Origin of the sequence: Pseudomonas sp. S07E 245, assembly GCF_019599025.1 — a bacterium.
Taxonomy (GTDB): Bacteria; Pseudomonadota; Gammaproteobacteria; order Pseudomonadales; family Pseudomonadaceae; genus Aquipseudomonas; species Aquipseudomonas shirazensis.
Genome location: NZ_CP080625.1, coordinates 4353322 through 4378638 on the forward strand (window position 1 = coordinate 4353322; position 25317 = coordinate 4378638).

Here is a 25317-nt window from a genome sequence, read left to right on the forward strand (position 1 = left end):
GACCCTGTGCTGTGCAACGAGTTTAACCCCGGCGTGGCTCAGCGACGAGGGACCGAGCGGGTGCGGCCACTGCCATCGATGGCGACGAACACGAACACCGCCTCGGTGACCTTGCGCCATTCGCTGGACAGCGGGTCGTCGCTCCACACTTCGACCATCATCTGGATCGAGCTGCGGCCGATTTCCACCGTTTGGGTGTAGAACGACAGTTGCGCGCCAACCGCCACCGGGACCAGAAAGGCCATGCGGTCGATAGCTACGGTTGCCACCCGGCCACCGGCAACGCGGCTGGCCATGGCGGTACCGGCGAGGTCCATCTGCGCGACCAGCCAGCCGCCGAAGATATCGCCAAAGCCATTGGTTTCGCGGGGCAACGCGGTGATCTGCAGAGCCAAATCGCCTTGCGGAATAGGATCTTCTTGTTCGAGCTCAATCATGCCGTGGGGCCTCTGACCCGTGACGCTTCGTTGGTTGGCGCAATCAAGGTCGCCGTGAAAACGATCAGCTCATACTACGCTGATTTCGTTTTGGAGGGCGGCCGCAGGGAAACTCTGCGAAACCGCCTGAGCATAATGACCGGCGTTTTCGCACAACATCCCACAACGGGAGCATTCTTTTCATTCGAATGGGCAGTATATAGACGCCTGCCGCCAGGCACGACCATGCATTGATGAATATCGAGAGAGTTTTTCTGCCGCTATGAGCGCCGGCAGGCAATTTGTTATCTTCCTCCCTCAACTATCCAGAAGCCGCGTTACAAGCGGCCTGCACGTCCTACAAGAGACCTCCGATGACCTCCGTGCCGAGCAGTATCGAGCAGCCTTCGCGGCCGCTGACCCGCAGTGACTACAAGACGCTCTCGCTGTCCGCCCTGGGCGGGGCGCTGGAGTTCTACGATTTCATCATCTTCGTGTTCTTTGCCACCGTGGTCGGCAAGCTGTTCTTTCCGCCGGACATGCCCGAATGGCTGCGTCTGATGCAGACCTTCGGCATCTTTGCCGCGGGTTACCTGGCCCGGCCCTTGGGCGGCATCATCATGGCGCACTTCGGTGACCTGCTCGGGCGCAAGAAGATGTTCACCCTGAGCATCTTCATGATGGCTCTGCCGACGCTGATCATGGGCCTGCTGCCGACCTACGCGCAGATCGGCCTGTGGGCGCCGATCCTGTTGCTGCTGATGCGGGTGATCCAGGGCGCGGCGATTGGCGGGGAAGTGCCCGGCGCCTGGGTGTTCGTCTCCGAGCACGTGCCGGCGCGCAATACCGGCTACGCTTGCGGCACCCTGACCGCCGGGCTGACCGCGGGCATCTTGCTCGGCTCGCTGGTGGCAACCCTGATCAACACCGTCTACACCCCGGTGGAAGTGGCCGATTACGCCTGGCGCATCCCGTTCCTGGTCGGCGGTGTATTCGGCCTGTTCTCGGTGTACCTGCGCCGCTGGCTGCACGAAACCCCGGTGTTCGCCGAGATGCAGCAACGCAAGGCCCTCGCCGAAGAGCTGCCGCTGCGGGCAGTGCTGCGTGACCACCGTGGCGCGATCGTGCTGTCGATGCTGCTGACCTGGCTGCTGTCGGCAGGCATCGTGGTCGTCATCCTGATGACCCCGGCGCTGCTGCAGACGCTGTACCAGGTCAGCGCGCTGGATTCGCTCAAGGCCAACAGCGTGGCCATCGTCCTGCTCAGCCTGGGTTGCATTGCCGCCGGTAGCCTGGCCGACCGCTTCGGTGCCGGGCGTGTGTTGGTGATCGGCAGCCTGGCGCTGCTGGCCAGCTCGTGGAGCTTCTACCACAGCCTGCCCAACCACCCCGAGCTGCTGTTCCCGCTGTATGCGGTCACCGGTCTGTGCGTGGGCGTGATTGGCGCGGTGCCGTATGTGATGGTCAAGGCGTTTCCAGCGGCGGTGCGCTTCAGCGGCTTGTCGTTCTCCTACAATGTCGCCTATGCGATCTTCGGCGGGCTGACGCCGATGGCGGTGACCGGCCTGTTGAAGATCAGCCCGATGGCGCCGGCTTACTACGTGGCGGTGCTGTGCACGGTCGGCCTGCTGGTGGGCTTGTATCTGCTGGCGAAAAAACGCTGACAAAGGCGTTTCAACTCGAGCAAAAGTGAAAGGCCATCTCGCGGGTGCGATGATGGCCTTTCATCCAATTGTCACATTGAAGTCATAGAGTGTTCATGCGCCCTGCAGATACTGGGGCCCGTTCCATCCAGCACACCCCCTATTCCTGCTAGGAGCAAGGCATGAAACTGAAGCGTTTGATGGCGGCCCTCACGTTCGTCGCCGCTGGCGTTGCAACCGCCAACGCGGTGGCCGCTGTCGACCCAGCGATCCCGACTTACACCAAGACCACCGGTGTATCGGGCAACCTCTCCAGCGTCGGTTCCGATACTTTGGCGAACCTGATGACTCTGTGGGCCGAGGCCTACAAGAAGGAATACCCCAACGTAAACATCCAGATTCAGGCTGCCGGCTCCTCGACTGCGCCACCCGCGCTGACCGAAGGCACCGCCAACCTCGGCCCGATGAGCCGCAAGATGAAGGACGTCGAGCTGCAGGCCTTCGAGCAGAAGTACGGCTACAAGCCAACTGCTATCCCGGTCGCGGTCGACGCCCTGGCAGTCTTCGTGCACAAGGACAACCCGATCAAGGGCCTGACCATGGCGCAGGTCGATGCGGTGTTCTCGTCGACGCGCCTGTGCGGTGCCAAGGCCGACGTGAAAACCTGGGGTGACCTCGGTGTGACCGGCGACCTGGCCAACAAGCCGGTGCAGCTGTTCGGTCGCAACTCGGTATCCGGCACCTACGGCTACTTCAAGGAAGAAGCCCTGTGCAAAGGCGACTTCAAGCCTAACGTCAATGAGCAGCCTGGTTCGGCTTCGGTGGTACAGTCGATCAGCAGCTCGCTGAACGGCATTGGCTACTCGGGCATCGGCTACAAGACTGCCAGTGTCAAGACCGTGCCGCTGGCCAAGAAAGAAGGTGGCGAGTTCATCGAAGACAACGAAGAGAACGCCCTCAACGGCAAGTACCCGCTGTCGCGCTTCCTCTACGTCTATGTCAACAAGGCGCCGAACAAGCCGCTGGCTCCGCTCGACGCCGAGTTCATCAAGCTGGTGCTGTCGCAAGCAGGCCAGCAGGTTGTAGTAAAAGATGGCTACATCCCGCTGCCGGCCAAGGTAGCTGCCAAGGCGCTGGCTGATCTGGGCCTGTCGCATGCCGGCAACGTTGCCAAGCATTAAGTAACACTGGACGGGGTTGGCCTGCGGGCCGGCCCTGTCAGCTATTTTCGGTCCGGCGCCAGGCTTACTGTGCGGCGGGCTTTGTTGCGTCAACGCACTGTCATGTTTTTGTAATATGGGACCGCTAGGGTGTGCGCATGAATGATCTGGCCAACTCCACCATGAGCGACAAGGCTCCGCCGGTGCGCATTGACTTCAATACGCCCGAGTTGCAACGCAAGCGCCGCATGCGCGCCCTCAAAGATCGCCTGACCCGCTGGTATGTACTGGTGGGCGGGCTTGCCGTGCTTGCGGCGATCACCTTGATCTTCTTCTATCTGGCTTACGTGGTGCTGCCGCTGTTCCAGGGCGCCGAGCTGACCCGCAAGCAGGCGTTGCAGCCCACCTGGCTGCAGCAGGATGCCGGCAAGCCGCTGTTGATCGCGCTTGAAGAACAAAACCTGGTTGGCCTGCGCGTGTCCGACCAAGGTCAGGCGTTGTTCTTCGACAGCAAGACCGGTGCCGAGCTGAAACGTGTTGACCTGCCAGTCCCGGCCGCTGCGCACGTGACCTCGATCAGCGCTGATCAACCGGGCAGCCCGCTGATCGTGCTGGGTCTGTCCAACGGTCAGGCACTGGTGTTCAGTCACACCTACAAGGTCACCTACCCGGACAACAAGAAGACCATCAACCCGGGCATCGACTTCCCTTACGGCGAGACGCCATTCGTGCTCGATAGCGCAGGCCGCGCGCTGGAACATGTCAACGTCAGTCTCAATGGTGAGTCGCTGATCCTGGCCGGCTCGCACGGCTCGCAGTTGCTGGTCAGCCAGCTGACCCGCGAAGAAAACATGATGACCGGCGAGGTCAGCAGCGAGCAGACCAGCATCGACCTGCCGCAGATGACCGAAACGGTCAAAGCGATCTATGTCGACCCGCGTCAGCAGTGGCTGTATGTGGTCAACGGTCGCGCCCAGGCCGATGTGTTCAGCCTGCGCGACAAGAATCTCAACGGTCGCTACAAGCTGCTCGAAGACGGCCAGGCAGAAATCACCGCGAGCACCCAGCTGGTGGGCGGTATCTCGCTGATCTTTGGTGATTCCAAGGGCGGCCTGAGCCAGTGGTTCATGGCCCGCGACCCGGATGGCGAGTCGCGCTTCAAACTGATCCGCAGCTTCCAGCTCGGTACCGCGCCGGTGGTGCAGATCGACGCCGAAGAGCGCCGCAAGGGCTTCATTGCTCTGGACAGCGCCGGCCAGCTGGGCGTGTTCCACAGCACCGCGCACCGCACCTTGCTGGTCGAGCCAGTTGCCGATGGCGCAGGCATTCTGGCCCTGTCGCCGCGGGCTAACCGCATCATCATCGAGCAAAGCGGCAAACTGCTGCCGTTGAGCCTGAAGAACCCGCACCCGGAAGTGTCCTGGAGCGCGCTGTGGGGCAAGGTCTGGTACGAGAACTACGAGGAGCCGAAGTACGTCTGGCAGTCGACTGCCTCGAACACCGACTTCGAGCCCAAGCTGAGCCTGTCGCCACTGACCTTCGGCACCCTCAAGGCAGCCTTCTACGCGATGATTCTGGCGGCACCGCTGGCCATCGCTGCTGCGATCTACACCGCCTACTTCATGGCTCCGGGCATGCGCCGCAAGGTCAAGCCGGTGATCGAGTTGATGGAGGCGATGCCGACGGTGATTCTCGGCTTCTTCGCCGGTCTGTTCCTCGCGCCGTACCTGGAAGCGCACTTGCCGGGCGTGTTCAGCCTGTTCCTGCTGATGCCATTGGGTATTCTTCTGGCCGGCTTTGGCTGGAGCCGCCTGCCTGAGTCGATCCGCCTGCGCGTGCCGGACGGCTGGGAAGCCGCGATCCTGCTGCCGGTGATCCTCTTCACTGGCTGGCTGTCGCTGTCCATGAGCCCGTTCCTCGAGAGCTGGTTCTTCGGCGGCGACATGCGCCTGTGGATCAGCAATGACCTGGGCATCACCTACGACCAGCGCAACGCCCTGGTGGTCGGTATCGCGATGGGCTTTGCGGTCATCCCGAACATCTACTCGATCGCCGAAGACGCCGTGTTCAGCGTGCCGCGCAGCCTGACCCTGGGTTCGCTGGCGCTGGGCGCAACGCCCTGGCAGACCCTCACCCGAGTGGTGATTCTGACGGCCAGCCCGGGGATCTTCTCGGCGCTGATGATCGGCATGGGCCGCGCAGTCGGCGAAACCATGATCGTGCTGATGGCCACCGGCAACACGCCGGTGATGGAGATGAACCTGTTCGAAGGCATGCGCACCCTCGCGGCCAACGTCGCGGTGGAAATGCCGGAGTCGGAAGTCGGCGGCAGCCACTACCGGGTACTGTTCCTCGCCGCGCTGGTGCTGCTGATGTTCACCTTTGTGATGAACACCCTGGCCGAGCTGATTCGTCAGCGTCTGCGCAAGAAATACTCGTCGCTTTGATAGAAAGGTAGAGATCCGTGAAAAAGGATTCCCTCAAAGGCTGGTTCAAGAGCGGCGCTCCCGGCGTTTGGATCAGCGGTGGCGCTGTCGCCATCGCCGTGATCATGACCGTTGGCCTGCTGGCGGTGATCGCCGTGCGCGGCCTTGGCCACTTCTGGCCGGCCGACGTGATCCAGGCCACCTACAAGGTGCCAGGGCAGGCCGAGCACATCGTCGTCGGCGAAGTAGTGCAGCAGGAACAGGTACCCCTGGCGCGGCTCAAGGGCGCTGGCCTGCCAGTGCCGGACAACGGCCCGGAATTCATGACTCGGGAGCTGATCAAGGTCGGCAACCGCGACATCAATGGCAGCGACTTCACCTGGGTGGTCGGCGACTGGCTGGTCGATCAGACCGCCCCGGCGGACTTGATCGCCTTGGAGCGCCGCGAGTGGGGCAACTTCTATGGCTACCTGGTCAGCGTCAAGCAGGAAGGCCAGGTAGTGGCCCAGGGCGATGCGGCCTGGGGCGAACTGCAAGCCCGCCTGAAACGCGCGAGCGAACTTGCCGGCGAGCTTCAAGACCTTGAGAAGAAAGACATCGGTGCCATCAACCATGGCCTTGAACGCCTGCGCCTGCAGAGCCGCAAGCTGGAGCTGGCGGGCAAGCTGGACGCCACCGCGCAGGCAGACCTTGAGTCCGAGCGTGCCGAGCTGAATAGCCGCTACAAGGCCATCGAAGAACGCCTCGGCGCGCTGCACCGCGATTTCAGCCGGGACAGCCTGGTGGTGCGCGATGGCAATGGCCGCGAGCTGGAGATCAACCTCGACAAGGTCGTACATGCCTATCAGCCGAACGGCATGGGCATCGTTACCAAGCTGGGCACCTATTTCGCCAAAGTGTGGGAATTCCTCAGCGACGACCCGCGTGAGGCAAACACCGAGGGCGGGATCTTCCCGGCCATCTTCGGCACGGTGATGATGACCCTGATCATGGCCATCATCGTCACCCCGTTCGGTGTGCTCGCGGCGGTCTATCTGCGTGAATACGCCCGGCAGGGCCCGGTCACCCGGCTGATCCGCATCGCCGTGAACAACCTCGCCGGCGTCCCGGCGATCGTCTACGGCGTGTTTGGCCTGGGCTTCTTTGTCTACGTGCTGGGCGGCTCGATCGACCGGCTGTTCTTCCCGGAAGCGTTGCCAGCGCCGACCTTGGGTACCCCGGGCCTGCTCTGGGCATCGCTGACCCTGGCGTTGCTGGCCGTGCCGGTAGTGATCGTGGCCACTGAAGAAGGCTTGGCGCGAATCCCGCGGACCCTGCGCGAAGGCTCGCTGGCGCTCGGTGCAACCAAATCCGAGACGCTGTGGAAGATCGTGCTGCCGATGGCCAGCCCGGCGATGATGACCGGCATGATCCTCGCCGTCGCCCGCGCCGCTGGCGAAGTCGCGCCGCTGATGCTGGTGGGGGTGGTCAAGCTGGCGCCGACGCTGCCGGTCAACGGCAACTACCCTTATCTGCACCTTGATCAGAAGATCATGCACCTGGGCTTCCACATCTACGACGTCGGCTTCCAGAGCCCCAACGTCGAAGCCGCGCGGCCGCTGGTGTACGCCACCGCGTTGCTGCTGGTGCTGGTGATTGCCACGCTCAACCTGTCGGCGGTGTGGATGCGTAACCACCTGCGCGAGAAGTACAAGGCGCTCGACCACTGATTCAGCTTCACGCCACAAGCGCCGGGCTCAGCAGCCAGGCGCTTTTGCCCAGACCGCAGCTTGCAGCTCGAAGCCGGCAGCTACAAACGGAGTGAAACCATGCAACATGAAACTCAAGCTCATGGCATCGACATGTCGGCCCTGGGTCGCAACAAGCAGAGCCTGCGCCTGGCTGAAGAAGCTGTAGCCATCGAAGTGCCTGGCCTGTCTCTGTACTACGGCGACAAGCAGGCGCTGTTCGACGTCAGCCTGAATATCCCCAAGCAGCGCGTGACCGCCTTCATTGGCCCGTCCGGCTGCGGCAAGTCGACCTTGCTGCGCACCTTCAACCGGATGAACGACCTGGTTGACGGTTGCCGCGTAGAAGGCGAAATCAACCTCTACGGCACCAACATCTACCGCAAGGGCGAAGACGTAGCCGAGCTGCGTCGTCGGGTCGGCATGGTGTTTCAGAAGCCCAACCCATTCCCCAAGACTATCTATGAGAACGTGGTCTACGGCCTGCGCATCCAGGGCATCAACAAGAAGCGCACCCTCGACGAAGCGGTCGAATGGGCGCTACGCGGCGCGGCCTTGTGGGATGAGGTCAAAGACCGCCTGCACGAGTCGGCTCTGGGCCTGTCCGGTGGTCAGCAGCAACGTCTGGTGATTGCCCGCACGATTGCCGTCGAGCCAGAAGTGCTGCTGCTCGATGAGCCGTGCTCGGCGCTCGACCCGATTTCCACGCTCAAGGTCGAAGAACTGATCTACGAGTTGAAATCCAAGTACACCATCGTCATCGTCACCCACAACATGCAGCAGGCGGCGCGCGTCTCCGACTACACCGCGTTCATGTACATGGGCAAACTGATCGAGTATGGGGACACCGATACGCTGTTCACCAACCCGGCCAAGAAGCAGACCGAAGACTACATCACCGGTCGTTACGGCTAGCAGCCGCTGCCGGCTTCACGCCGGCACCGACCCGAATACCTTGAAGCTTGCAGCAGCTGGCTTCTGCGCGGAGCGAACGCATGATCAACAAAGAAAGCCTTACCCATCACATCTCCCAGCAGTTCAATGCCGAGCTCGAAGAAGTGCGCAGCCACCTGCTGGCCATGGGCGGGCTGGTCGAGAAGCAGGTCAACGATGCGGTCACCGCGCTGATCGAGGCTGACTCGGGCCTGGCCCAGCAAGTGCGCGAAGTCGATGAGCAGATCAACCAGATGGAGCGCAACATCGACGAAGAATGCGTGCGCATTCTGGCCCGTCGACAGCCGGCGGCTTCTGACCTGCGCCTGATCATCAGCATTTCCAAATCGGTAATCGACCTTGAGCGCATCGGCGACGAGTCGACCAAGATCGCTCGCCGCGCCATCCAGCTGTGTGAAGAAGGCGAGTCGCCGCGTGGTTACGTCGAGGTGCGCCACATCGGCGACCAGGTGCGCAACATGGTCCGCGACGCACTGGACGCATTTGCCCGCTTCGACGCCGAGCTGGCGCTGTCGGTAGCGCAGTACGACAAGACAATCGACCGCGAATACAAGACTGCGCTGCGCGAGCTGGTCACCTACATGATGGAAGACCCACGGTCGATCTCGCGGGTACTCAGCGTGATCTGGGCATTGCGTTCGCTGGAGCGGATCGGCGATCACGCACGCAACATCGCCGAACTGGTGATCTACCTGGTGCGCGGCACCGACGTGCGCCACATGGGCTTGAAGCGGATGAAAGCCGAGGTCGAAGGCACCGCAGGCCGCGAGGCTGAAATCGCTAATGTTTTGGCTGAATCGGACGATAAATAGGATTGCTCCCGAGCCTCAACGCCCGGCCCAGTGCCGGGCGTTTTCGTTTGCGGTCGAGCAGCCAGCAGGCACCCGCGAACAGTGTGCGACGCCCCGACCTGATTCGCTGCTTGGCAAATGGCCATCAGTGAGCGTTATGCTAGTCGGGATCAAGAGGAGTATCGATGAGTAAAGTCAATGTGCTGGTTGTGGATGACGCCCCGTTCATTCGCGATCTGGTAAAGAAGTGCCTGCGCAACGCCTTCCCGGGTATGGTCATCGAAGATGCAGTGAACGGCCGCAAAGCCATGGCATTGCTCGGTAAGGAGCATTTCGACCTGGTTCTGTGCGACTGGGAAATGCCGGAAATGTCGGGCCTGGAATTGCTCACCTGGTGCCGTCAGCAGCCAGAGATGAAAGCCCTGCAGTTCATCATGGTGACCAGCCGTGGCGACAAGGAAAACGTGATTCAGGCGATTCAAGCCGGGGTGTCCGATTTTGTCGGCAAGCCGTTCACCAACGAACAGCTGCTGACCAAGGTGAAAAAATCCCTGAGCAAGATCGGCAAGCTCGACAGCCTGACGTCGGGCGGCGTGGCCAAGGTCAATTCCGCGTTTGCCAATGACTCGCTGAGCGCCTTGACCGGTGGTCGCCCGGAGGCTGTCAGAGCCGCTCCGGTGGCCGCCGAGGCTGCCCGGCCGCTGGTCGCCGCAGCAGCACCGAAGGCCGCGCCAAGTGCCGCACCGGCCGGTCGTGGCCAAGGCCAATTGCGCCTCGCCAGCGGCGCGCAAGCCTGTGTGATCAAAGCCCTGAGCCTGAAGGAAGCGCTGCTGGTGGTGCGTCGCAGCGCCAACCTGCCGCAGGTGCTTGAAGGCGCGGTGCTCGACCTTGAGCAGGGTGACAACGCTGAAGTCGCGCGTCTGAACGGCTATCTGCATGCAGTGGCGGCGATGGAGCCGAAGCCGGACAGCGACTGGCTGCAGCTGACCTTCAAGTTTGTCGACCAAGACGCGCAGAAGCTCGACTACCTGTCGCGCTTGATTGCCCGCGGCACTACTCAGAAGCACTTCACTCCCGGCGCGTGAGGCGCTGTCCGACGCAGCCGCGGCCCCTGTCAGCACGGGCCGCGGCTGCGCCGACCAACTGCCATACCCAATGGCAATCCGCCTGCTAGGCTTCGACAGAACCCAACTGTCATAAAGCCACCATCCATGCCCAGCCGCCTGCTGCTGTTCTGTGCCTTGCTCACGGCTTCGGCGTCGAGTGTGGCCATGACGTTGTATCGAACCACTGATGCCTACGGTGTTGTGTCGTACTCCGATCACGACAGCGAAGGCGCCAAGGCCTATGTGATCTTTCGCGAGCCGATCGTCGAGCGCCTCGACGGCCAGGTGCGGCTGTACAGCGAAGTGATTACCGGCGGGATGCGCTTCAGCGCGCACAACGAGCTGTTCGCGCCGGTCGAGGTCGAGTTGCGCCTGCAAGGGCTGAGCAATGCTCAGGGGGGCAACGCGCCGCGGATCGTGCGCAAGGTGCTGCCAGCGCGCTCGACCCAGTTGCTCAGCGTGGTCATGGCCCAGCCCGGCAAGCAACTGGGTTATCAAAGCAAACTCGACTACGCCCTCGGCAGCCCGCTGCAGCGGCCGCAGGCATTTCGCTACCCGTTCCCCTGGCGTGGCGGGCCGTTTCGTTTGAGTCAGGGGCCGAACGGGCGCTACAGCCACTTCGGCGCCAAGGGTCGCTATGCGATGGACATCGCCATGCCTGAAGGCACGCCGATCGTCGCTGCGCGCGGCGGGGTGGTGATCAAGACCGAGAACAGCCAGAACGGCCGCGGTACCAATGCCTCAGGCAACTTTGTGCGCATTCTTCATAGCGATGGCACCATGGGCGTCTACCTGCACCTGATGCAGGGCTCGGTGGTGGTCGGCGAGGGGCAGCGGGTCAGCGTAGGGGATGCGCTGGCCAAGTCGGGCAATACCGGCAACAGCAGTGGGCCGCATCTACACTTTGTGGTGCAGCGCAATGTCGGCCTGGCACTGGAGTCGATCCCCTATCAGTTCGACCGGCCCCTTGGCGGGCTGCCCAATTTCACGGCGGGCAATCCGTGAATTGGGGCCGCTGCGCGGCCCTTTCGCGACACAAGGCCGCTCTTACAGTTGCCCGCGCATGACGTGCTTGCGCGGACCCTGTAGGAGCGGCCTTGTGTCGCGAAAGGGCTGCGCAGCAGCCCCAAAGATGTGGCAGAGCGCTGGTTATTCCAGCTTGAGCACCTTGGCCAGAACGATCTTGGGCCCTTTCATCTTCTTGATGATGATGCGCAGGCCTTCGACTTCGAGCAGTTCCTCTTCTTCAGGCACCCGATTCAGCGTCTCGTAGACCAGCCCGGCAAGGGTTTCGGCCTCGATGTGATCAAGGTCAACGCCCAGCAGCCGCTCGACCTTGAACAGCGGGGTATCGCCGCGCACCAGCAGCTTGCCCGGCTGGTAGGCAAGGATGCCGCGCTCGGTCTTGCGGTGCTCGTCCTGAATATCACCGACCAGCACTTCCAGCACGTCTTCCATGGTCAGGTAGCCGATCACCTTGCCATCGGCTTCTTCAACCAGCACAAAGTGCGCGCCGCCCTTGCGGAACTGCTCGAGCAGCTGCGACAGCGGCATGTGCCGGGACACCCGCTCGAGTGGCCGGGTGAGGTCGTCCAGGTCAACGCTGCCGGGGATATGGTCGAGGTCGGCCAGCTCCAGCAACAGGTCCTTGATGTGCAGCAAACCGGTGAATTCCTCACGCTCGGCATCGTACACCGGGTAGCGGCTGAATTTGTGCCGGCGGAACATCGCCAGGATTTCCTTGAGCGGCGCCTTGGCGTCGAGGCTGATCATGTCCTCGCGCGAGTTGGCCCAGTCGACCACCTCCAGCTCGCCCATCTCGACCGCCGACGCCAGTACGCGCATGCCCTGATCACTCGGGTCCTGGCCACGGCTGGAGTGCAGGATCAGCTTGAGCTCTTCGCGGCTGTAATGGTGCTCATGGTGCGGCCCCGGCTCGCCCTGGCCAGCCACCCGCAGGATGGCGTTGGCGCTGGCGTTGAGCAGGTAGATGGCCGGGTACATGGCCCAGTAGAACAGGTACAGCGGCACCGCCGTCCACAGCGACAACAGCTCGGGTTTGCGGATCGCCCACGACTTGGGCGCCAGCTCACCGACAACGATGTGCAGGTACGAGATAACGAAGAAGGCGATGAAGAACGACACGCCCTTGATCAGCTCCGGCGAGTCGACGCCAAAGTACGCCAGCAACGGCTCGAGCAGGTGGGCGAAGGCCGGCTCACCGACCCAGCCCAGGCCCAGCGAGGCGAGGGTGATACCCAGCTGACAGGCAGACAGGTAGGCATCGAGCTGGTTGTGCACCTTGCGCAGAATGCTGCCGCGCCAGCCGTGCAGCTCGGCGATCGAATCGACCCGGGTCGAGCGCAGTTTGACCATGGCGAACTCGGCGGCAACGAAGAAGCCGTTGAGCAAGACCAGGAACAGTGCAAAAAGAATCATGCCGAAGTCGGCAAACAGGGAGGTGACGCTGATACCAGGGGAAGGGTCCATGATGGGGTTTTACGGGGTCCGTCTGCGAAAATGATGATAAAAAGCCGCCAGCTGTGCCGGCGCAGGACAGCCAATGTAGCGGCTGAGGCGGCAAAAGCAAAGGGGGGGCAGGGCGGCGTCGGTCAGTGCCAGCCACCCGCTGTGGCTATCTGCCCTTGCCGATATCCATCTGCACAGCGGCAAAATGGCAGGTAAAGGTGCTGCCGTGGCCGGGCACGCTGCTGATCTCCAGCCGCGCGCGGTGGCGCAGCAGCACGTGCTTGACGATCGCCAGGCCCAGGCCGGTGCCGCCGGTGTGGGAGTTGCGGCTGGAGTCCACCCGGTAGAAGCGTTCGGTCAGGCGCGGCAGGTGCTTGGCCTCGATCCCCATCCCCGAGTCCTGCACCGACAGGTGCGCGCCCTGTTCATCGGCCCACCAGCGGATGCGGATGTTGCCGCCGTCCTGGGTGTACTTGACGGCGTTGAACACCAGATTGGAGAACGCACTGCGCAGCTCCGACTCGCTGCCCTTGAGGTAGACCCCAGGGCTGGCCTCGAGGCTGATGTTCTGCTGGCGCGGGCCAGACAGCGCCTGGGCATCGGCCTTGATCGCGGTGAGCAACGCATCGACTGCCACGGGCTGGTTGTCCGAGGGGTAGTCGGTGGCTTCGAGCTTGGCCAGCAACAGCAGGTCGTTGAGCAGCGTCTGCATGCGCGACCCTTGCTGGCTCATCTGCTGCAGGGCGCGGGTCCAGCGTGGATTGACGTCTTCGACGTTATCCAAGAGGGTTTCCAGGTAGCCGCTGATCACCGTCAACGGCGTGCGCAGTTCGTGCGAGACGTTGGCGACGAAGTCTTTGCGCATCTGCTCGAGCAGGTGAATGCGGGTGACGTCGCGCACCAGCATCAGGTGCTCGTTGTTGCCATAGCGGGTGATGTGCAGCTGCACCCGCATGCGGTCGTTGATCGGCGAGGGGATTTCCAGCGGCTCAAGGTAGTTTTCTGCTTCGAAGTATTCTTTGAAGCGTGGGTGGCGGACCAGGTTGGTTACCTGCTGGCCGCCATCCTGCGGGGTCTTGAAGCCGAGCAGGGTTTCCGCTGCGCGGTTCCACCATTCCAGATTGCCGTCGCTGTCGAGCATGATCACCGCGTCACGCAGGGCAGCTGTTGACTCCTGGACTCGGTCGATCACTGCCTGCAAGCGCCCGCGCACGCGCTGATCGCGGCGTTGCAGGTGGTAGATGCTGTCGAACACCTCGCCCCACAGGCCGTAGCCGTCGGGTGGTGCTTCGTCGGGTTGATGGTTGCGCAGCCAGTCGTGCAGGCGCAGCAACTGCTTGAGGGTCCAGCCCAGGTACAGCGCCAGGCCGATGGCAAAGCTCCAGCCATAGTAGCCGCTGACCAGGCCGCCAATGATGCAGACGGTGATCAACAGCAGCAGGTGGCGAATCAGGGTCGCATGCCAGTTCTGGTTCAATTGTTACGGTCCTTGTACAACAGTGTGCAGCCAGCTGCGCAGGCGTCGCTCAGCTTTTGGTCGAGAAACGATAGCCAGTGCCGCGCACGGTTTGTACCAGATTTTCGTAGACCTCACCCAGCGCCTTGCGCAGGCGGCGGATGTGCACATCGACGGTACGCTCTTCGACGTAGACGTTGCCGCCCCAGACCTGATCGAGCAACTGGCCACGGGTGTAGGCGCGCTCCTGGTGGGTCATGAAGAACTGCAGCAGGCGGTATTCGGTTGGGCCCATCTCGGCTGGCTTGCCGTCGATGGTGACGCGGTGGCTGATCGGGTCGAGCAGCAGGCCGCCGATCTCGATTGGCGACTCGCTGTCGCTCGGGCCGGTGCGGCGCAGCACGGCTTTCAGCCTGGCGACCAGTTCCCGCGGCGAGAACGGTTTGGTGATGTAGTCGTCGGCGCCGACTTCCAGGCCCTGGATCTTGTTGTCCTCTTCGCCCTTGGCGGTGAGCATGATGATCGGGATGTCGCCGGTCAGTTCATCACGCTTGAGGCGGCGCGCCAGCTCGATGCCCGACGTGCCCGGGAGCATCCAGTCGAGCAGGATCAGGTCCGGCTTGCGGTCGACGATAATGGCGTGGGCCTGCTGCGAGTTCTCCGCCTCGAGGCAGTCATAGCCGGCCATTTCCAACGCAACGGCGATCATCTCGCGAATGGGCGCTTCGTCGTCGACGATCAGAATGTTCCTGCCAACCATGCTCTCAACCTCTCCTGAATTGGATGTCTTGGCCCGCATTAGATAACGGAATTATTGCAGTCGTGTGACAAGTCGTGGGCTGCCACTGCAAGTATCGACGGCTGAGCTAGGCTGTAAATCCCAACCCCCGAATAAATACGGTGAAATCCAATGACACGATCAACGCTGAACTGGATGGCCTTCTGCGCGGTTTTGGCGCTGCCGGGGGTAGCCCTCGCCGAGCATGGCGGCATGGGCATGGCCAAGGGCGGCATGCTGGTGGATGACAAGGGCATGACCTTGTACACCTTCGACAAGGACAGCGACGGCAAGTCGATGTGCAACGGCGACTGTGCCAAGAACTGGCCGCCGCTGATGGTCAAGGAAGATGACAAGGCTGCGGCAGGCAAGTGGACCCACATCAAGCGCGACGACGGCAGCATGCAGTGGGCCTACGATGGCAAGCCGCTGTACACCTTCGTCAAGGACACCGAAGCCGGCAAGACCACCGGCGATGGCATGAAGGACGTCTGGCATGTAGCCAAGCCCTGACGGCATCGCCGCGCCCTGCGCGAGCGCCTGACAGCGCTGGCACAGGGCGCGCAGTCAGCCCAGGGCGTAATCCAGCACCACCCCGATAAAGATCAGCAAGCCTGCCCAGTGGTTATGCAGAAACGCCTTGAAGCACGCGTCGCGATCCAGCTTGCGCGTTGACCAGAACTCCCAGGCAAAGCACACCAACGCACCCACCAGGCCGAGGTGGAACCAGCCGCCCAGGCCGAACTTGATGCCCGCCAGCAGCAGGCAGGCCAACGACAGCAGCTGCAAGCCAAGAATGATCGCCCGGTCGGCCTCGCCAAACAGGATCGCGGTGGATTTGACCCCGATCTTCAAATCGTCATCGCGGTCGACCATGGCGTAGTAGGTGTCATAGCCCACCGTCCACAGCAGGTTGGCGATGTACAGCAGCCAGGCGCTGGCAGGCAGATCGCCGCCGGCGGCGGTGAAGGCCATCGGGATACCCCACGAATACGCTGCGCCCAGGACCACCTGTGGGTAATAGGTGTAGCGCTTCATGAACGGATAGCAGAACGCCAGGGCGACCGCACCGAACGACAACCAAACCGTCTGGGCGTTGGTGCACAGCACCAGCAGGAAACTCACCGCCACCAGCACGGCGAACAGCACCAGCGCCTCGCGTGGCTTGACCCGACCGCTGGCCAGCGGCCGGTCGGCGGTGCGTTTGACGTGGCCATCGACCTTGCGGTCGGCGAAGTCGTTGATGCAGCAGCCGGCCGCGCGCATCAGCACTACGCCTAGGCCAAAGATCAGCACATTGGCCACCGTCGGCGCGCCCTGGCCGGCAATCCACACCGCAGTCAGGGTCGGCCACAGCAACAGGTAGATGCCGATCGGCCGATCCATGCGGCTCAGCTGGACGAAGTCCCAGGCGCGCGGGTGCAGGTGGTTGAGTGATTTCAGCAGTTGCAGGTACATCAGCCGGTTACCTCGCTGGAGGCTTGCCACAAGGCCGGCAGAAACACCTCGGCCACCAGTAGTTGCAGGCCATCACGCTCGAAGCGCGAGCGCCGGCCCCACAGATTCGCAGCAGCGACTTCAATCGGTAGCCAGTGCTGCGGGTAGCTGCACACCTCGATAGGGTGACGCACAAAGGCCTGATCGCAGAACAGCAGCTCACCCAGCGAACGGCTGCCCAGGGTTTCCAGGTCCAGCCCACCGCGCTCCAGCGCGCTGCGCCCGGCCACGCTGCGGGCGAATACCCAAGGCTGGCCATGGCCACGCAGGTAGACCTCACGGACCCAGCCCTGCGCACCAGGCTCAAGGCCAAGCGCCAGGCATTCGTCATCGCGCAGCGGCTGCCAGCCCTGGAACAACGGGGTGACACTGAAATGATCAGCAGACAGGGCAGTCAGGCGGCGGGTCAGCGAGCCTTCATCGAACAGCCAGTCGAGGGTCGGCTGGGCAAGCGTGGTTGCCAGCTGTGGATACGGCAGCCACGCAACAGCGGCTGCTAGCGGGGATTCGTACGACACGTCGGTATGCTTGTTACAGCCAGAGAGGCGCCGAGCTTAGCATGATTGCCTGCGCTGCTTGCATACTGCAGGCTGGGCCAGTAAAAAGCCCGTGGCAGCCGCACGAGCCATAACTCAGCCTGTTGCGTGCAACAGCGCGATAAGCGGCAAGGCCAAGCCTGAACCTGGATGAGGAGCTGTTGATGAAGAAGTGGCAATGCATTGTATGTGGCCTGATCTACAACGAAGCCGAGGGCTGGCCGGATGACGGTATCGCGCCGGGCACCCAATGGCAGGATGTCCCTGAAGACTGGCTGTGCCCGGATTGTGGCGTAGGCAAAAGCGACTTTGAAATGATCGAAATCGCCTGATAGCAACCCTTGGCAACGTAAAAGGAATACGGCATGACCTCCCCAGTAGTGATCATCGGCACCGGCCTTGCGGGCTACAACCTGGCCCGTGAGTTTCGCAAGCTCGACGGCGAAACGCCGCTGCTGTTGATCAGCGCTGATGACGGCCGTTCCTATTCCAAGCCAATGCTGTCCACTGGCTTCGCCAAGAACAAGGACGCCGACGGCCTGTGCATGGCAGAGCCGGGGGCCATGGCCGATCAGCTCAAGGCGGAGATCCGTACGCACACGCGCATCAGCGGCATTGATCCTGGACACAAGCGGCTGTGGATCGGTGAAGAGGTGGTCGAGTACCGTGACCTGATTCTTGCGCTGGGCGCACAGACAGTACAGCTGCCGCTGCAGGGCGACGCGAGCGATGCGGTGTTTGCGATCAACGACCTTGTCGACTACGCCCGCTTTCGCCGCGCTGCGGCAGGCAAGCAGCGCGTGCTGATTCTCGGCGCCGGGCTGATCGGCTGCGAGTTTGCCAACGACATGAGCCTCGGTGGTTTCCAGGTCGATGTGGTTGCCCCTTGTGAGCAACTGATGCCGACCCTGATCCCGGCTGCCGCCGCAGGCGCGGTGCAGGCAGGCCTGGAGAGCCTTGGCGTGCGCTTCCACCTAGGCCCCGTGCTGGGCCGCCTGCAGCGCGATGGCGCTGGCTTGCAGGCGCACTTGTCCGACGGCCGCGTGATCGCCTGCGACCTGGTGGTCTCGGCCATTGGCCTGCGCCCGCGCACCGAACTGGCCGCCGCGGCCGGGCTGGCGGTCAATCGTGGGGTGGTGGTGGACCGTCAGTTGCGTACCTCGCACGGCAATATCTATGCCCTGGGCGATTGCGCCGAAGTCGATGGCATCAACCTGTTGTACGTGATGCCGTTGATGAGCTGCGTACGCGCGCTGGCGCAGACCTTGGCCGGCAATCCGCAGGCGGTGGCATACGGGCCGATGCCGATCACCGTGAAGACCCCCGCTTGCCCACTGGTGGTCGCGCCACCGCCGCATGGCCGCATGGGCGTGTGGCAAGTGGAAGGTGACGGCGCCGATCTCAAGCTGACCTGCCGCGATGAGGCGGGTGCGCTGCTCGGCTATGCCCTGACAGGCAGCGCCGTCATGGAAAAACTCGCTCTAAATCGGCAGCTTCCGGCGCTTATGGCGTAAATGGCTGGCGTTCTGTCGCTTATGCCGTTGGCTTACCGACACAATGGCCGTGCTGATACTGGCGCGGTCCCGGTTGGCGTGCCATTCTCACTCGCGTCTGCCGCAGTTTAGAGCCTGCGGCGCCTTGAGCGCTGCCTCCCCTGGCAGCACGGCAATAACAACAAGAATTCCCGTCCAAGAGGCTTCACTATGCGCAAACCAGAACTCGCCGCTGTCATCGCTGAAAAGGCCGATTTGACCAAGGAAAAGGCCAATGAGGTACTCAATGCGATCCTCGACAGCATCACCGGGGCCCTCGATAAGGATACCGTTACCCTGGTTGGCTTCGGCACTTTCGAGAAGCGTCACCGTGGCGCCCGCACTGGCAAAAACCCGCAGACTGGCGAGCCAGTGAAGATCAAGGCCAGCAACACCGTTGCGTTCAAGCCAGGCAAGGGTCTCAAGGACACGGTCAACCCGACCGGCAAAGCGGCAGCACCGGCCAAGGCCGCTGCCAAACCCGCTGCCAAGGCTGCCGCGAAGAAAAAGTAAGCGGCTCGTTGCTAGCGGTTGCAGAGCCAATCAACGGGCGCCTTTATGGCGTCCGTTTTGCTTTCCATAGGGTAACGGTGGCGGGCTTGTATAAAGTGTTCTGAAAGAGGATAAACTCAGCGCTTTCAGTCACATTACAGTCGAGTCTTGCCGATGAAGTTCCGTTTTATTCTGTGGGCCATGGGCTTGTTGATGGCCCGTGCCAGCCGCAACAATCCGGCGTTCCAGCAGCAGCTGCGGGACAAGGATCTGGTGTTCCAGATGCAGACCCTGGATGGCAAGGTCGCCCGTCACTTCATCGTCAGCAACGAGCGCATCAGCAGCAAGGCCGGGCAACATGCGCAGCCAGCCTTCGCGATTGCGTTCAAGGACGCCGCCTACGGCTTCGCCACCCTGCAGGCCAGCAACAAACAGCTGGCGTTCATGCAGGGGATTCAGGACAAGAACATCCAGATCAAGGGCAATCCGGCGCTGGTGATCTGGTTCCAGGGCCTGATGAAGTACCTGAAACCGCGCAAGCGCAAAGCCTGAGCGAGCGGGGCGCCTGACGCCCCGGTGCTGGTCAGCTCAATGCGCAGGGTGGAACTGCGAGGCCAGTTCGCGCAGCAGCGCTTCTGCTTCGAGCACCTTGCTGACGACATCGTCGGCCTTTTCGCGGCTCAGCCCCAAGCGCTCGAGCAGGGCATCGGGGATTTCTTCCTGCGGCCCTGAGCCAATCCCGCGCGAACGCAGCAGGCTGGTCGCCAGGCAGACCAGATTGGGGAACACCGCCAGTTCGCCATCGTAGCCAGGATCGTGCTGGAAGCGCAGCGCGTTGGACAGCTCTTCAGGCATGTCCCACAGCTTCATCAGCCACGCGCCGATCTGCTCACGACTGATGCCGAGCAGATGCTGTTCGATGTAGGTGTGGCTCAGGTGCGGGTTGACCTCCAGGTGGCGGCAGATCAGCGAGAAGTGCGGCGGGAATACGTGCGCCAGCAGCAGGTAGCCAAAGTTGTGCAGCAGCCCGGCGAGGTAGGTCAGGCCAGCTTCCGGGCGCTCGGCGCGGGGCACGGCGCGGGTCAGGCCCTCGATCACGGCAGCGGTGTAGATCGACTGCTGCCAGTACGGCGTGGCCTGCTGCGGGTGGTCCTTGGGCAGGCTCAGGGTCTTGCCCAAGGCCAGGCCCAGTGCCAGGTTGATCACCAGATCAAAGCCGAGCACACGCACGATGGCGTCTTCTACCGAACGGATCTTGCCAGGTGAGGCGTAGTACGGCGAACCGGCCCAACTGACCACTTGCGCGGCCAGCGCCGGGTCGGTTTCGACCACACCGGTGATGTCGTCGATGCTGGCATTGGGGTCGACCCGCAGCTTGATGATCTTTTGCGCCGTGTCGGCCAGTGGTGGAATTTCGATGGTTTCTTCCAGGCGCTTCTGGATCCGCCGCGCGGTGAACGCTTGCACCGCCTGGGTGATCTCGTGGGGATCATCGTCAGGACGGTTGAGGTTGGGCTGGATGTCCGCCACGGTCTGGCCGAATTTGCCTGCGCTGGCCTTGCTCAGCATGCGCTTGAACGCGCCGCGCTCGATCTGCAGCAGCAGGCCGCGTTCGCCCGACTGGATAAACAGCGCCTCGGCCTCGAGCAGGCGTTCGTCATACAGGCAGGGCGAGCTGGTCAGGGCCGGCAGGGCAGGCAGCGCTTTGAGTTTGTGCTTGTCGAGCATCTGGTTCAGGCGCGTCAGCGGCACGGCGTGTAGCTTGCGCCCGGTCAGCTCGGCGAGGCGATTGAGGTCCAGCAACTGAGTGTGCGGGAACAGCACCAGCAGCGCGCCGATTTCGTCATCGAGCAGCACCGCTTGAACACGCGAGGCTGCAGGCAGGGACGGATGCTCCGGCACCTCCTTGTAAGCTACGCCGAGCTTGTCCAGCAGTTGGCGGATAACAGACGGTGCTTGCGGGGATGCGGCGTCCAGGGCTGCTTCAGTCATGAGCTGGATCCAATAGTTTCTTTAAACGCGAAGTATAACCAGTCTGAACGGCAGGCTGGTTGCGTAGTGGGACTTGTGTCACACCTGGCCATATTGCTGGCCATGGCGCAGCCAGCGATCGAGCAACGGGCTGACGTGTGCCGGCCAACGCGTGAGCAGCGCCTGGGCGGCGTCGCGCACGGCTGGCAGCAAGTCGGCGTCGCGCATCAGGTCAGCGACCTTGAACTGGAGCAGGCCGGTCTGGCGCGTGCCGAGCATTTCGCCAGGGCCGCGCAGTTCGAGGTCTTTCTCGGCGATGACGAAACCGTCGTTGGTCTCGCGCATGATGCCCAGACGCTCGCGGCCGACCTGCGACAACGGCGGGTGATAGAGCAACACGCAGTGGCTGGCGGCGCTACCGCGACCGACCCGCCCGCGCAGCTGGTGCAGCTGGGCCAGACCAAGCCGCTCGGGGTTTTCGATGATCATCAGGCTCGCGTTGGGCACGTCGACGCCGACTTCGATCACCGTGGTTGCCACCAGCAACTGCAGGTTGCCGGCTTTGAACTCGGCCATCACTGCAGCTTTTTCGGCTGGCTTCATGCGCCCGTGGATCAAGCCCACGCGCAACTCGCCCAGGGCCGCGCCGAGGTCTTCGAAGGTGCTTTCGGCGGCCTGGCAGGTCAGCTCTTCGGATTCTTCGATCAGGGTGCAGACCCAGTACGCCTGGCGCCCTTCGGCGCAGGCGGCGCGGACTCGTTCGACCACCTCGAAGCGGCGGCTGTCGACCACCAGTACGGTATTCACCGGGGTGCGGCCGGGCGGCAGCTCATCGAGCACCGAGGTGTCGAGGTCAGCGTAGGCGCTCATGGCCAGCGTCCGCGGGATTGGTGTGGCGGTCATGATCAGCTGATGCGGGCATTGCTCGCCGGCCACGCCTTTCTTGCGCAAGGCCAGCCGTTGCTGAACGCCAAAGCGGTGCTGTTCGTCGATGATCGCCAGCGCCAGATGCTTGAACTTGACCTCGTCCTGGAACAGCGCGTGGGTACCGACCACCATCGGCGCGCCGCCGGCGATCTGCTCCAGGGCGCTGACCCGGGCCTTGCCCTTGAGCTTGCCGGCGAGCCAGGCGACTTCGATGCCGAGCGGCTCCAGCCAGCGCTTGAAGGTGATGAAGTGCTGCTCGGCGAGGATCTCGGTGGGTGCCATTAGGGCGACCTGGTAACCGGCTTCCAGCGCTTGCAGGGCAGCCAGGGCGGCGACCACGGTCTTGCCCGCGCCGACGTCGCCCTGGACCAGGCGCAGCATCGGCTCGGGTTGGCTAAGGTCGTAGGCGATCTCGTTGCCGACCCTTTGCTGCGCACCGGTGGGGTTGAACCCCAGGTTGGCCAGGTACTGCGCAGGCAGCCGGCTGGCTTTGGGCAATGCCGGCGCGCGCAGGCTGCGCAAGCTCTCGCGCAGGCGCTGCTGGGACAGCTGGTGAGTCAGCAGCTCTTCGAAGGCGAGGCGGTGCTGGGCCCAGTGATGACCCACCGCCAGCTCTTCCAGATCAGCATCGGCGGGCGGGTTGTGCAGGTAGCGGATTGCCTCGTCGAGCGGCGCCAGCTGATAATCGTTGGCCAGCTCCGGCGGCAGCCAGTCTGGCAGGCTGCGCGGGCCGAGCATGGCCAGGCTTTGCTGGCACAGCTGGCGCAGGCGCTGCTGGGTCAGGCCTTCGGTGGACGGGTAGATCGGGGTCAAGGTCTGCTCGACCGGCGGCGCCGGCTCGCTGCCGTTGAGGGCGCGGTATTCCGGGTGGTAGATCTCCAGCCCCGAAGCACCTGGGCGAGCCTCGCCGTAGCAACGTACATGAGTGCCGCGCTTGAGGGCTTCTTTCTGCGCATTGCTGAAGTGGTAGAAGCGCAGGCTCAGCACGCCGGTGCCGTCGCCCAAGCGCACCACCAGGCTTCGGCGCTTGCCCATGGTCACGTCGGCGCCACTGACCACGCCTTCGATGACCGCGTCCTGGCCTGGGCGCAACTGGCCGATTGGCACTACGCGGGTGCGGTCCTGATAACGCAGGGGCAGGTGGAACAGTACGTCCTGCAGGTTCTCCAGGCCGACCTTGGCAAGCTTTTCAGCCATTGCCTCGCCGACGCCCTTGAGTTCAGTGACCGGTACCTTGGACAGCTCGCTCATGACTCAGGCCGACTGTTCCACGGGTGGCTTGACCACCGAACACAGCCGGATCGAGTCGGCCAGGATCTCGATCGCCTTGGGCCGCGGGAAGCTCGCGCGCCAGGCAATCGCCACCGTGCGGAAGGGCGTCGGTGCGGTCAGCGGGCGCACTTCGATGATGCCTGGTGCGTAGTGATGGCTGTGCACTGCCGACAGCGGCAGGATCGAGATGCCCAGGCCCGAGGCGACCATGTGGCGGATGGTTTCCAGCGAGCTGGATTCGACCGTGGTGTGCTTGGAGCCGTCGTTGCCTTTGGCCAGGGTCGGGCAGGCTTCGAGCACCTGGTCGCGGAAGCAGTGGCCTTCACCCAGCAGCAGCAGGCTCTTGTCGTTGAGCATGGCCGGGTCGATGGTCTTGCGTGCGGTCCACGGGTGATCTGCCGGCATCAGCGCGCAGAACGGCTCGTCGTACAGCGGCAGGGTCAGCACGTCGGCCTCGTTGAACGGCAGGGCGATGATCACTGCGTCCAGTTCGCCGTTGCGCAGTTTCTCGCGCAGTACGTGGGTGAAGTTTTCTTCGATATACAGCGGCATCTGCGGGGCTACCCGGTGCAGCTGTGGAATCAGATGCGGGAACAGGTACGGGCCGACGGTGTAGATCGCGCCGACCTTGAGTGGTGCGGTCAGCTGGTTCTTGCCGGCCTGGGCCAGTTCACGGATACCTTGCGCCTGCTCCAGGACCTTCTGCGCCTGGGCGACGATGGTTTCACCGACCGGAGTCAGGCGAACCGCGCTCTTGCTGCGTTCGAAGATCAACACGCCAAGCTCGTCCTCGAGCTTCTTTACCCCGACCGACAGGGTCGGCTGGCTGACGTGGCAACGCTCGGCAGCATGGCCGAAGTGCTGCTCTTGGGCGAGGGTGACGATGTAGCGGAGTTCAGTGAGGGTCATAACGTGCGTCCATGAAGTTGCAGCCCCAGCATAGCGGCTGCAATTGATAGACGCACGTTATCAGACTTGCGCTTTTGTGACAGAAACAAAGTGTCAGCGTTTATCCAGCGAGTAGACGAAGGGTGCTACCACTTCGATCGAGCCATTGGTCAGCAGCTCTGCCGGCGGCTTGGGCAGCGAGCCCGCACGGCGGATCATTTCCATGGTCGCTCGGTCCAGTGCTGCGCTGCCTGAACCACCGGCCAGCGAGTAGGACAACACCTTGCCGTCGGCGTCGACCACGAAGCGCAACCGGTTGATGCCTTGCAGGCCACGCCGGCGGGCGTCTTCAGGGTACCGCTTGTACTTGGCCAGGTGACGCAACAGATCGCTCTGCCAGGTCGGCAAGGCCTTGCTGTTGGAGGCGATGCTTGGCGCTGGCGCTGCCGATTTCTGCGGTGGCGTATTGCTCGGCGGCGTATCGACTACCTGCTCATCGGCGGGTGGCGCTTCCTTGGGCGGCTCAGGCTTCTTCTCGGGCTTGGGCGGCTGCGGTTTGGCCTTCGGCTTGGGCGGCTTGGCAATCGCGATTTTCGGTTTTGGAGCCTCCACCAACTTCGGTAGCCGCGGCTCTTCGACCGGAGTCGGAGGCTGCGGAGCGACCTTGGGCGGTGGTGGTGGCGCTGGCTCAGGCAGCGGTGCCAGCTCGACCATCATCGCTGCCGGGGGCAGTTCGATGGCCTGAGGCACCGACCAATTGAGCGTCAGCAGCACAGCGATGGCATGGACACCCAGCACGATCGCCAAGCTGCCGCTGTAACGCGCCAGTTTGTGCCGCGTCTTGATCATTTTTTGGCTGCCGTCTCGAGACCTACCAGACCGACCTTGAGGTAGCCGGCCGCGCGCATGTTGTTCATCACTTCCATCAGGTCGCCGTAGTCCACGCCTTTATCGGCCTGGAAGAAGATGGTGGTCTCCTTGTCGCCCTTGGTCTTGGCGTCGAGCATCGGGCCAAGCTGGCTGGGCTGAGCAACCATATCGTCGCCGACGTACAGCTTCTGGTCGGCCTTGACGCTGACGAACACCGGTTTCTCCGGCCTCGGCGCCGGTTTGGCGGTCGAGGCGGGCAGGTCGACCTTGATGTCGACGGTGGCCAGGGGAGCTGCGACCATGAAGATGATCAGCAGCACCAACATCACGTCGATGAACGGCGTAACGTTGATTTCGTGGTTTTCGGCGAGGTCATCGCCACCTTCGTTAAGATGCAGGCCCATGG

The 25317-nt window shown here is 63.0% G+C and carries 24 protein-coding genes; 13 read left to right on the plus strand and 11 right to left on the minus strand.

The window, feature by feature from the left end; translation table 11 throughout:
* Positions 1–38: 38 nt before the first annotated feature.
* Positions 39–437: an acyl-CoA thioesterase gene (locus K3F44_RS20045; RefSeq protein ID WP_101322846.1), complete on the minus strand. Its 399-nt coding sequence runs from the start codon at positions 435–437 to the stop codon at positions 39–41.
* Positions 438–790: 353 nt separating this feature from the next.
* Between K3F44_RS20045 and K3F44_RS20050 the strand changes: the two genes are divergently transcribed.
* The 8 genes from K3F44_RS20050 (at position 791) to K3F44_RS20085 (ending at position 11228) form a co-directional block, all read left to right on the plus strand.
* Positions 791–2080, plus strand: coding sequence for an MFS transporter (locus K3F44_RS20050; RefSeq protein WP_150570346.1), 1290 nt, complete (start codon positions 791–793; stop codon positions 2078–2080).
* Between the two features lie 161 nt (positions 2081–2241).
* Complete coding sequence (locus tag K3F44_RS20055) at positions 2242–3240, plus strand: phosphate ABC transporter substrate-binding protein PstS (RefSeq protein ID WP_150573458.1); 999 nt, start codon at positions 2242–2244, stop codon at positions 3238–3240.
* Positions 3241–3377: 137 nt separating this feature from the next.
* Positions 3378–5666: an ABC transporter permease subunit gene (locus K3F44_RS20060; protein ID WP_220632846.1), complete on the plus strand. Its 2289-nt coding sequence runs from the start codon at positions 3378–3380 to the stop codon at positions 5664–5666.
* A gap of 17 nt (positions 5667–5683) precedes the next feature.
* Positions 5684–7354 carry a phosphate ABC transporter permease PstA gene (gene pstA / locus K3F44_RS20065; protein WP_220632847.1) on the plus strand — a complete coding sequence of 557 codons (1671 nt, stop codon included), beginning with the start codon at positions 5684–5686 and terminating at the stop codon, positions 7352–7354.
* A gap of 99 nt (positions 7355–7453) precedes the next feature.
* Positions 7454–8287: a phosphate ABC transporter ATP-binding protein PstB gene (gene pstB / locus K3F44_RS20070; RefSeq protein WP_101322851.1), complete on the plus strand. Its 834-nt coding sequence runs from the start codon at positions 7454–7456 to the stop codon at positions 8285–8287.
* 80 nt (positions 8288–8367) lie between these two features.
* Positions 8368–9138 carry a phosphate signaling complex protein PhoU gene (phoU, locus tag K3F44_RS20075; protein WP_103435538.1) on the plus strand — a complete coding sequence of 257 codons (771 nt, stop codon included), beginning with the start codon at positions 8368–8370 and terminating at the stop codon, positions 9136–9138.
* Between the two features lie 164 nt (positions 9139–9302).
* Positions 9303–10202, plus strand: a complete 900-nt coding sequence (locus K3F44_RS20080) for a response regulator (RefSeq protein ID WP_220632848.1) — start codon at positions 9303–9305, stop codon at positions 10200–10202.
* Positions 10203–10328: 126 nt separating this feature from the next.
* Positions 10329–11228, plus strand: coding sequence for a peptidoglycan DD-metalloendopeptidase family protein (locus K3F44_RS20085; protein WP_101322854.1), 900 nt, complete (start codon positions 10329–10331; stop codon positions 11226–11228).
* A gap of 144 nt (positions 11229–11372) precedes the next feature.
* On the opposite strand, the gene K3F44_RS20090 is transcribed toward K3F44_RS20085, so the two are convergent.
* The 3 genes from K3F44_RS20090 to phoB form a co-directional block, all read right to left on the minus strand.
* Positions 11373–12713: a hemolysin family protein gene (locus K3F44_RS20090; RefSeq protein WP_101322855.1), complete on the minus strand. Its 1341-nt coding sequence runs from the start codon at positions 12711–12713 to the stop codon at positions 11373–11375.
* A gap of 145 nt (positions 12714–12858) precedes the next feature.
* Entirely contained in the window at positions 12859–14169 is a 1311-nt protein-coding gene (phoR, locus tag K3F44_RS20095; protein ID WP_101322856.1) for a phosphate regulon sensor histidine kinase PhoR, read from the minus strand.
* A gap of 49 nt (positions 14170–14218) precedes the next feature.
* Positions 14219–14908, minus strand: coding sequence for a phosphate regulon transcriptional regulator PhoB (phoB, locus tag K3F44_RS20100; protein WP_101322857.1), 690 nt, complete (start codon positions 14906–14908; stop codon positions 14219–14221).
* A gap of 150 nt (positions 14909–15058) precedes the next feature.
* Here phoB and K3F44_RS20105 point away from each other — a divergent pair, with 150 nt between their 5' ends.
* Entirely contained in the window at positions 15059–15439 is a 381-nt protein-coding gene (locus tag K3F44_RS20105) for a hypothetical protein (protein ID WP_101322858.1), read from the plus strand.
* A 54-nt stretch (positions 15440–15493) separates the two neighbouring features.
* On the opposite strand, the gene ubiA is transcribed toward K3F44_RS20105, so the two are convergent.
* Together ubiA and K3F44_RS20115 are read right to left on the minus strand one after the other, a co-directional pair.
* Positions 15494–16384, minus strand: coding sequence for a 4-hydroxybenzoate octaprenyltransferase (ubiA, locus tag K3F44_RS20110; protein WP_220632849.1), 891 nt, complete (start codon positions 16382–16384; stop codon positions 15494–15496).
* Complete coding sequence (locus K3F44_RS20115) at positions 16384–16941, minus strand: chorismate lyase (RefSeq protein ID WP_101322860.1); 558 nt, start codon at positions 16939–16941, stop codon at positions 16384–16386. The genes ubiA and K3F44_RS20115 overlap by 1 nt, the downstream gene beginning before the upstream one ends.
* Before the next feature lie 182 nt (positions 16942–17123).
* Here K3F44_RS20115 and K3F44_RS20120 point away from each other — a divergent pair, with 182 nt between their 5' ends.
* The 4 genes from K3F44_RS20120 to K3F44_RS20135 all read left to right on the plus strand — a co-directional run bounded on the left by K3F44_RS20120 (position 17124) and on the right by K3F44_RS20135 (position 19535).
* Complete coding sequence (locus tag K3F44_RS20120; RefSeq protein WP_101322861.1) at positions 17124–17291, plus strand: rubredoxin; 168 nt, start codon at positions 17124–17126, stop codon at positions 17289–17291.
* Between the two features lie 33 nt (positions 17292–17324).
* Positions 17325–18473, plus strand: coding sequence for an NAD(P)/FAD-dependent oxidoreductase (locus K3F44_RS20125; protein WP_220632850.1), 1149 nt, complete (start codon positions 17325–17327; stop codon positions 18471–18473).
* A 189-nt stretch (positions 18474–18662) separates the two neighbouring features.
* Positions 18663–19004, plus strand: a complete 342-nt coding sequence (locus tag K3F44_RS20130; RefSeq protein ID WP_101322863.1) for an HU family DNA-binding protein — start codon at positions 18663–18665, stop codon at positions 19002–19004.
* Between the two features lie 153 nt (positions 19005–19157).
* On the plus strand, positions 19158–19535 hold the full coding sequence (locus tag K3F44_RS20135) for a helicase (RefSeq protein ID WP_101322864.1): 378 nt from the start codon (positions 19158–19160) through the stop codon (positions 19533–19535).
* Positions 19536–19571: 36 nt separating this feature from the next.
* Here the strand turns inward: K3F44_RS20135 and K3F44_RS20140 are convergent, their stop codons facing one another.
* The 5 genes from K3F44_RS20140 to exbD all read right to left on the minus strand — a co-directional run bounded on the left by K3F44_RS20140 (position 19572) and on the right by exbD (position 25315).
* Complete coding sequence (locus tag K3F44_RS20140) at positions 19572–20975, minus strand: aminoacyl-tRNA deacylase and HDOD domain-containing protein (protein WP_220632851.1); 1404 nt, start codon at positions 20973–20975, stop codon at positions 19572–19574.
* Between the two features lie 78 nt (positions 20976–21053).
* Positions 21054–23132, minus strand: a complete 2079-nt coding sequence (recG, locus tag K3F44_RS20145) for an ATP-dependent DNA helicase RecG (protein ID WP_101322866.1) — start codon at positions 23130–23132, stop codon at positions 21054–21056.
* A gap of 3 nt (positions 23133–23135) precedes the next feature.
* Positions 23136–24062: a hydrogen peroxide-inducible genes activator gene (locus tag K3F44_RS20150; protein ID WP_101322867.1), complete on the minus strand. Its 927-nt coding sequence runs from the start codon at positions 24060–24062 to the stop codon at positions 23136–23138.
* 93 nt (positions 24063–24155) lie between these two features.
* Positions 24156–24890 carry an energy transducer TonB gene (locus tag K3F44_RS20155; RefSeq protein ID WP_220632852.1) on the minus strand — a complete coding sequence of 245 codons (735 nt, stop codon included), beginning with the start codon at positions 24888–24890 and terminating at the stop codon, positions 24156–24158.
* On the minus strand, positions 24887–25315 hold the full coding sequence (gene exbD / locus K3F44_RS20160) for a TonB system transport protein ExbD (RefSeq protein WP_101322869.1): 429 nt from the start codon (positions 25313–25315) through the stop codon (positions 24887–24889). Before exbD ends, K3F44_RS20155 begins: the two co-directional genes overlap by 4 nt.
* Positions 25316–25317 lie beyond the last annotated feature (2 nt).

What these genes read in the sequence shown, in the direction of transcription:
- K3F44_RS20045 (WP_101322846.1), bottom strand. Translation starts at nt 437, where the DNA reads ATGATTGAGCTCGAACAAGAAGATCCTATTCCGCAAGGCGATTTGGCT.
- K3F44_RS20050 (WP_150570346.1), top strand. Translation starts at nt 791, where the DNA reads ATGACCTCCGTGCCGAGCAGTATCGAGCAGCCTTCGCGGCCGCTGACC.
- K3F44_RS20055 (WP_150573458.1), top strand. Translation starts at nt 2,242, where the DNA reads ATGAAACTGAAGCGTTTGATGGCGGCCCTCACGTTCGTCGCCGCTGGC.
- K3F44_RS20060 (WP_220632846.1), top strand. Translation starts at nt 3,378, where the DNA reads ATGAATGATCTGGCCAACTCCACCATGAGCGACAAGGCTCCGCCGGTG.
- pstB (WP_101322851.1), top strand. Translation starts at nt 7,454, where the DNA reads ATGCAACATGAAACTCAAGCTCATGGCATCGACATGTCGGCCCTGGGT.
- phoU (WP_103435538.1), top strand. Translation starts at nt 8,368, where the DNA reads ATGATCAACAAAGAAAGCCTTACCCATCACATCTCCCAGCAGTTCAAT.
- K3F44_RS20080 (WP_220632848.1), top strand. Translation starts at nt 9,303, where the DNA reads ATGAGTAAAGTCAATGTGCTGGTTGTGGATGACGCCCCGTTCATTCGC.
- K3F44_RS20085 (WP_101322854.1), top strand. Translation starts at nt 10,329, where the DNA reads ATGCCCAGCCGCCTGCTGCTGTTCTGTGCCTTGCTCACGGCTTCGGCG.
- K3F44_RS20090 (WP_101322855.1), bottom strand. Translation starts at nt 12,713, where the DNA reads ATGGACCCTTCCCCTGGTATCAGCGTCACCTCCCTGTTTGCCGACTTC.
- phoB (WP_101322857.1), bottom strand. Translation starts at nt 14,908, where the DNA reads ATGGTTGGCAGGAACATTCTGATCGTCGACGACGAAGCGCCCATTCGC.
- K3F44_RS20105 (WP_101322858.1), top strand. Translation starts at nt 15,059, where the DNA reads ATGACACGATCAACGCTGAACTGGATGGCCTTCTGCGCGGTTTTGGCG.
- ubiA (WP_220632849.1), bottom strand. Translation starts at nt 16,384, where the DNA reads ATGTACCTGCAACTGCTGAAATCACTCAACCACCTGCACCCGCGCGCC.
- K3F44_RS20120 (WP_101322861.1), top strand. Translation starts at nt 17,124, where the DNA reads ATGAAGAAGTGGCAATGCATTGTATGTGGCCTGATCTACAACGAAGCC.
- K3F44_RS20125 (WP_220632850.1), top strand. Translation starts at nt 17,325, where the DNA reads ATGACCTCCCCAGTAGTGATCATCGGCACCGGCCTTGCGGGCTACAAC.
- K3F44_RS20130 (WP_101322863.1), top strand. Translation starts at nt 18,663, where the DNA reads ATGCGCAAACCAGAACTCGCCGCTGTCATCGCTGAAAAGGCCGATTTG.
- K3F44_RS20135 (WP_101322864.1), top strand. Translation starts at nt 19,158, where the DNA reads ATGAAGTTCCGTTTTATTCTGTGGGCCATGGGCTTGTTGATGGCCCGT.
- K3F44_RS20140 (WP_220632851.1), bottom strand. Translation starts at nt 20,975, where the DNA reads ATGACTGAAGCAGCCCTGGACGCCGCATCCCCGCAAGCACCGTCTGTT.
- recG (WP_101322866.1), bottom strand. Translation starts at nt 23,132, where the DNA reads ATGAGCGAGCTGTCCAAGGTACCGGTCACTGAACTCAAGGGCGTCGGC.
- K3F44_RS20150 (WP_101322867.1), bottom strand. Translation starts at nt 24,062, where the DNA reads ATGACCCTCACTGAACTCCGCTACATCGTCACCCTCGCCCAAGAGCAG.
- K3F44_RS20155 (WP_220632852.1), bottom strand. Translation starts at nt 24,890, where the DNA reads ATGATCAAGACGCGGCACAAACTGGCGCGTTACAGCGGCAGCTTGGCG.
- exbD (WP_101322869.1), bottom strand. Translation starts at nt 25,315, where the DNA reads ATGGGCCTGCATCTTAACGAAGGTGGCGATGACCTCGCCGAAAACCAC.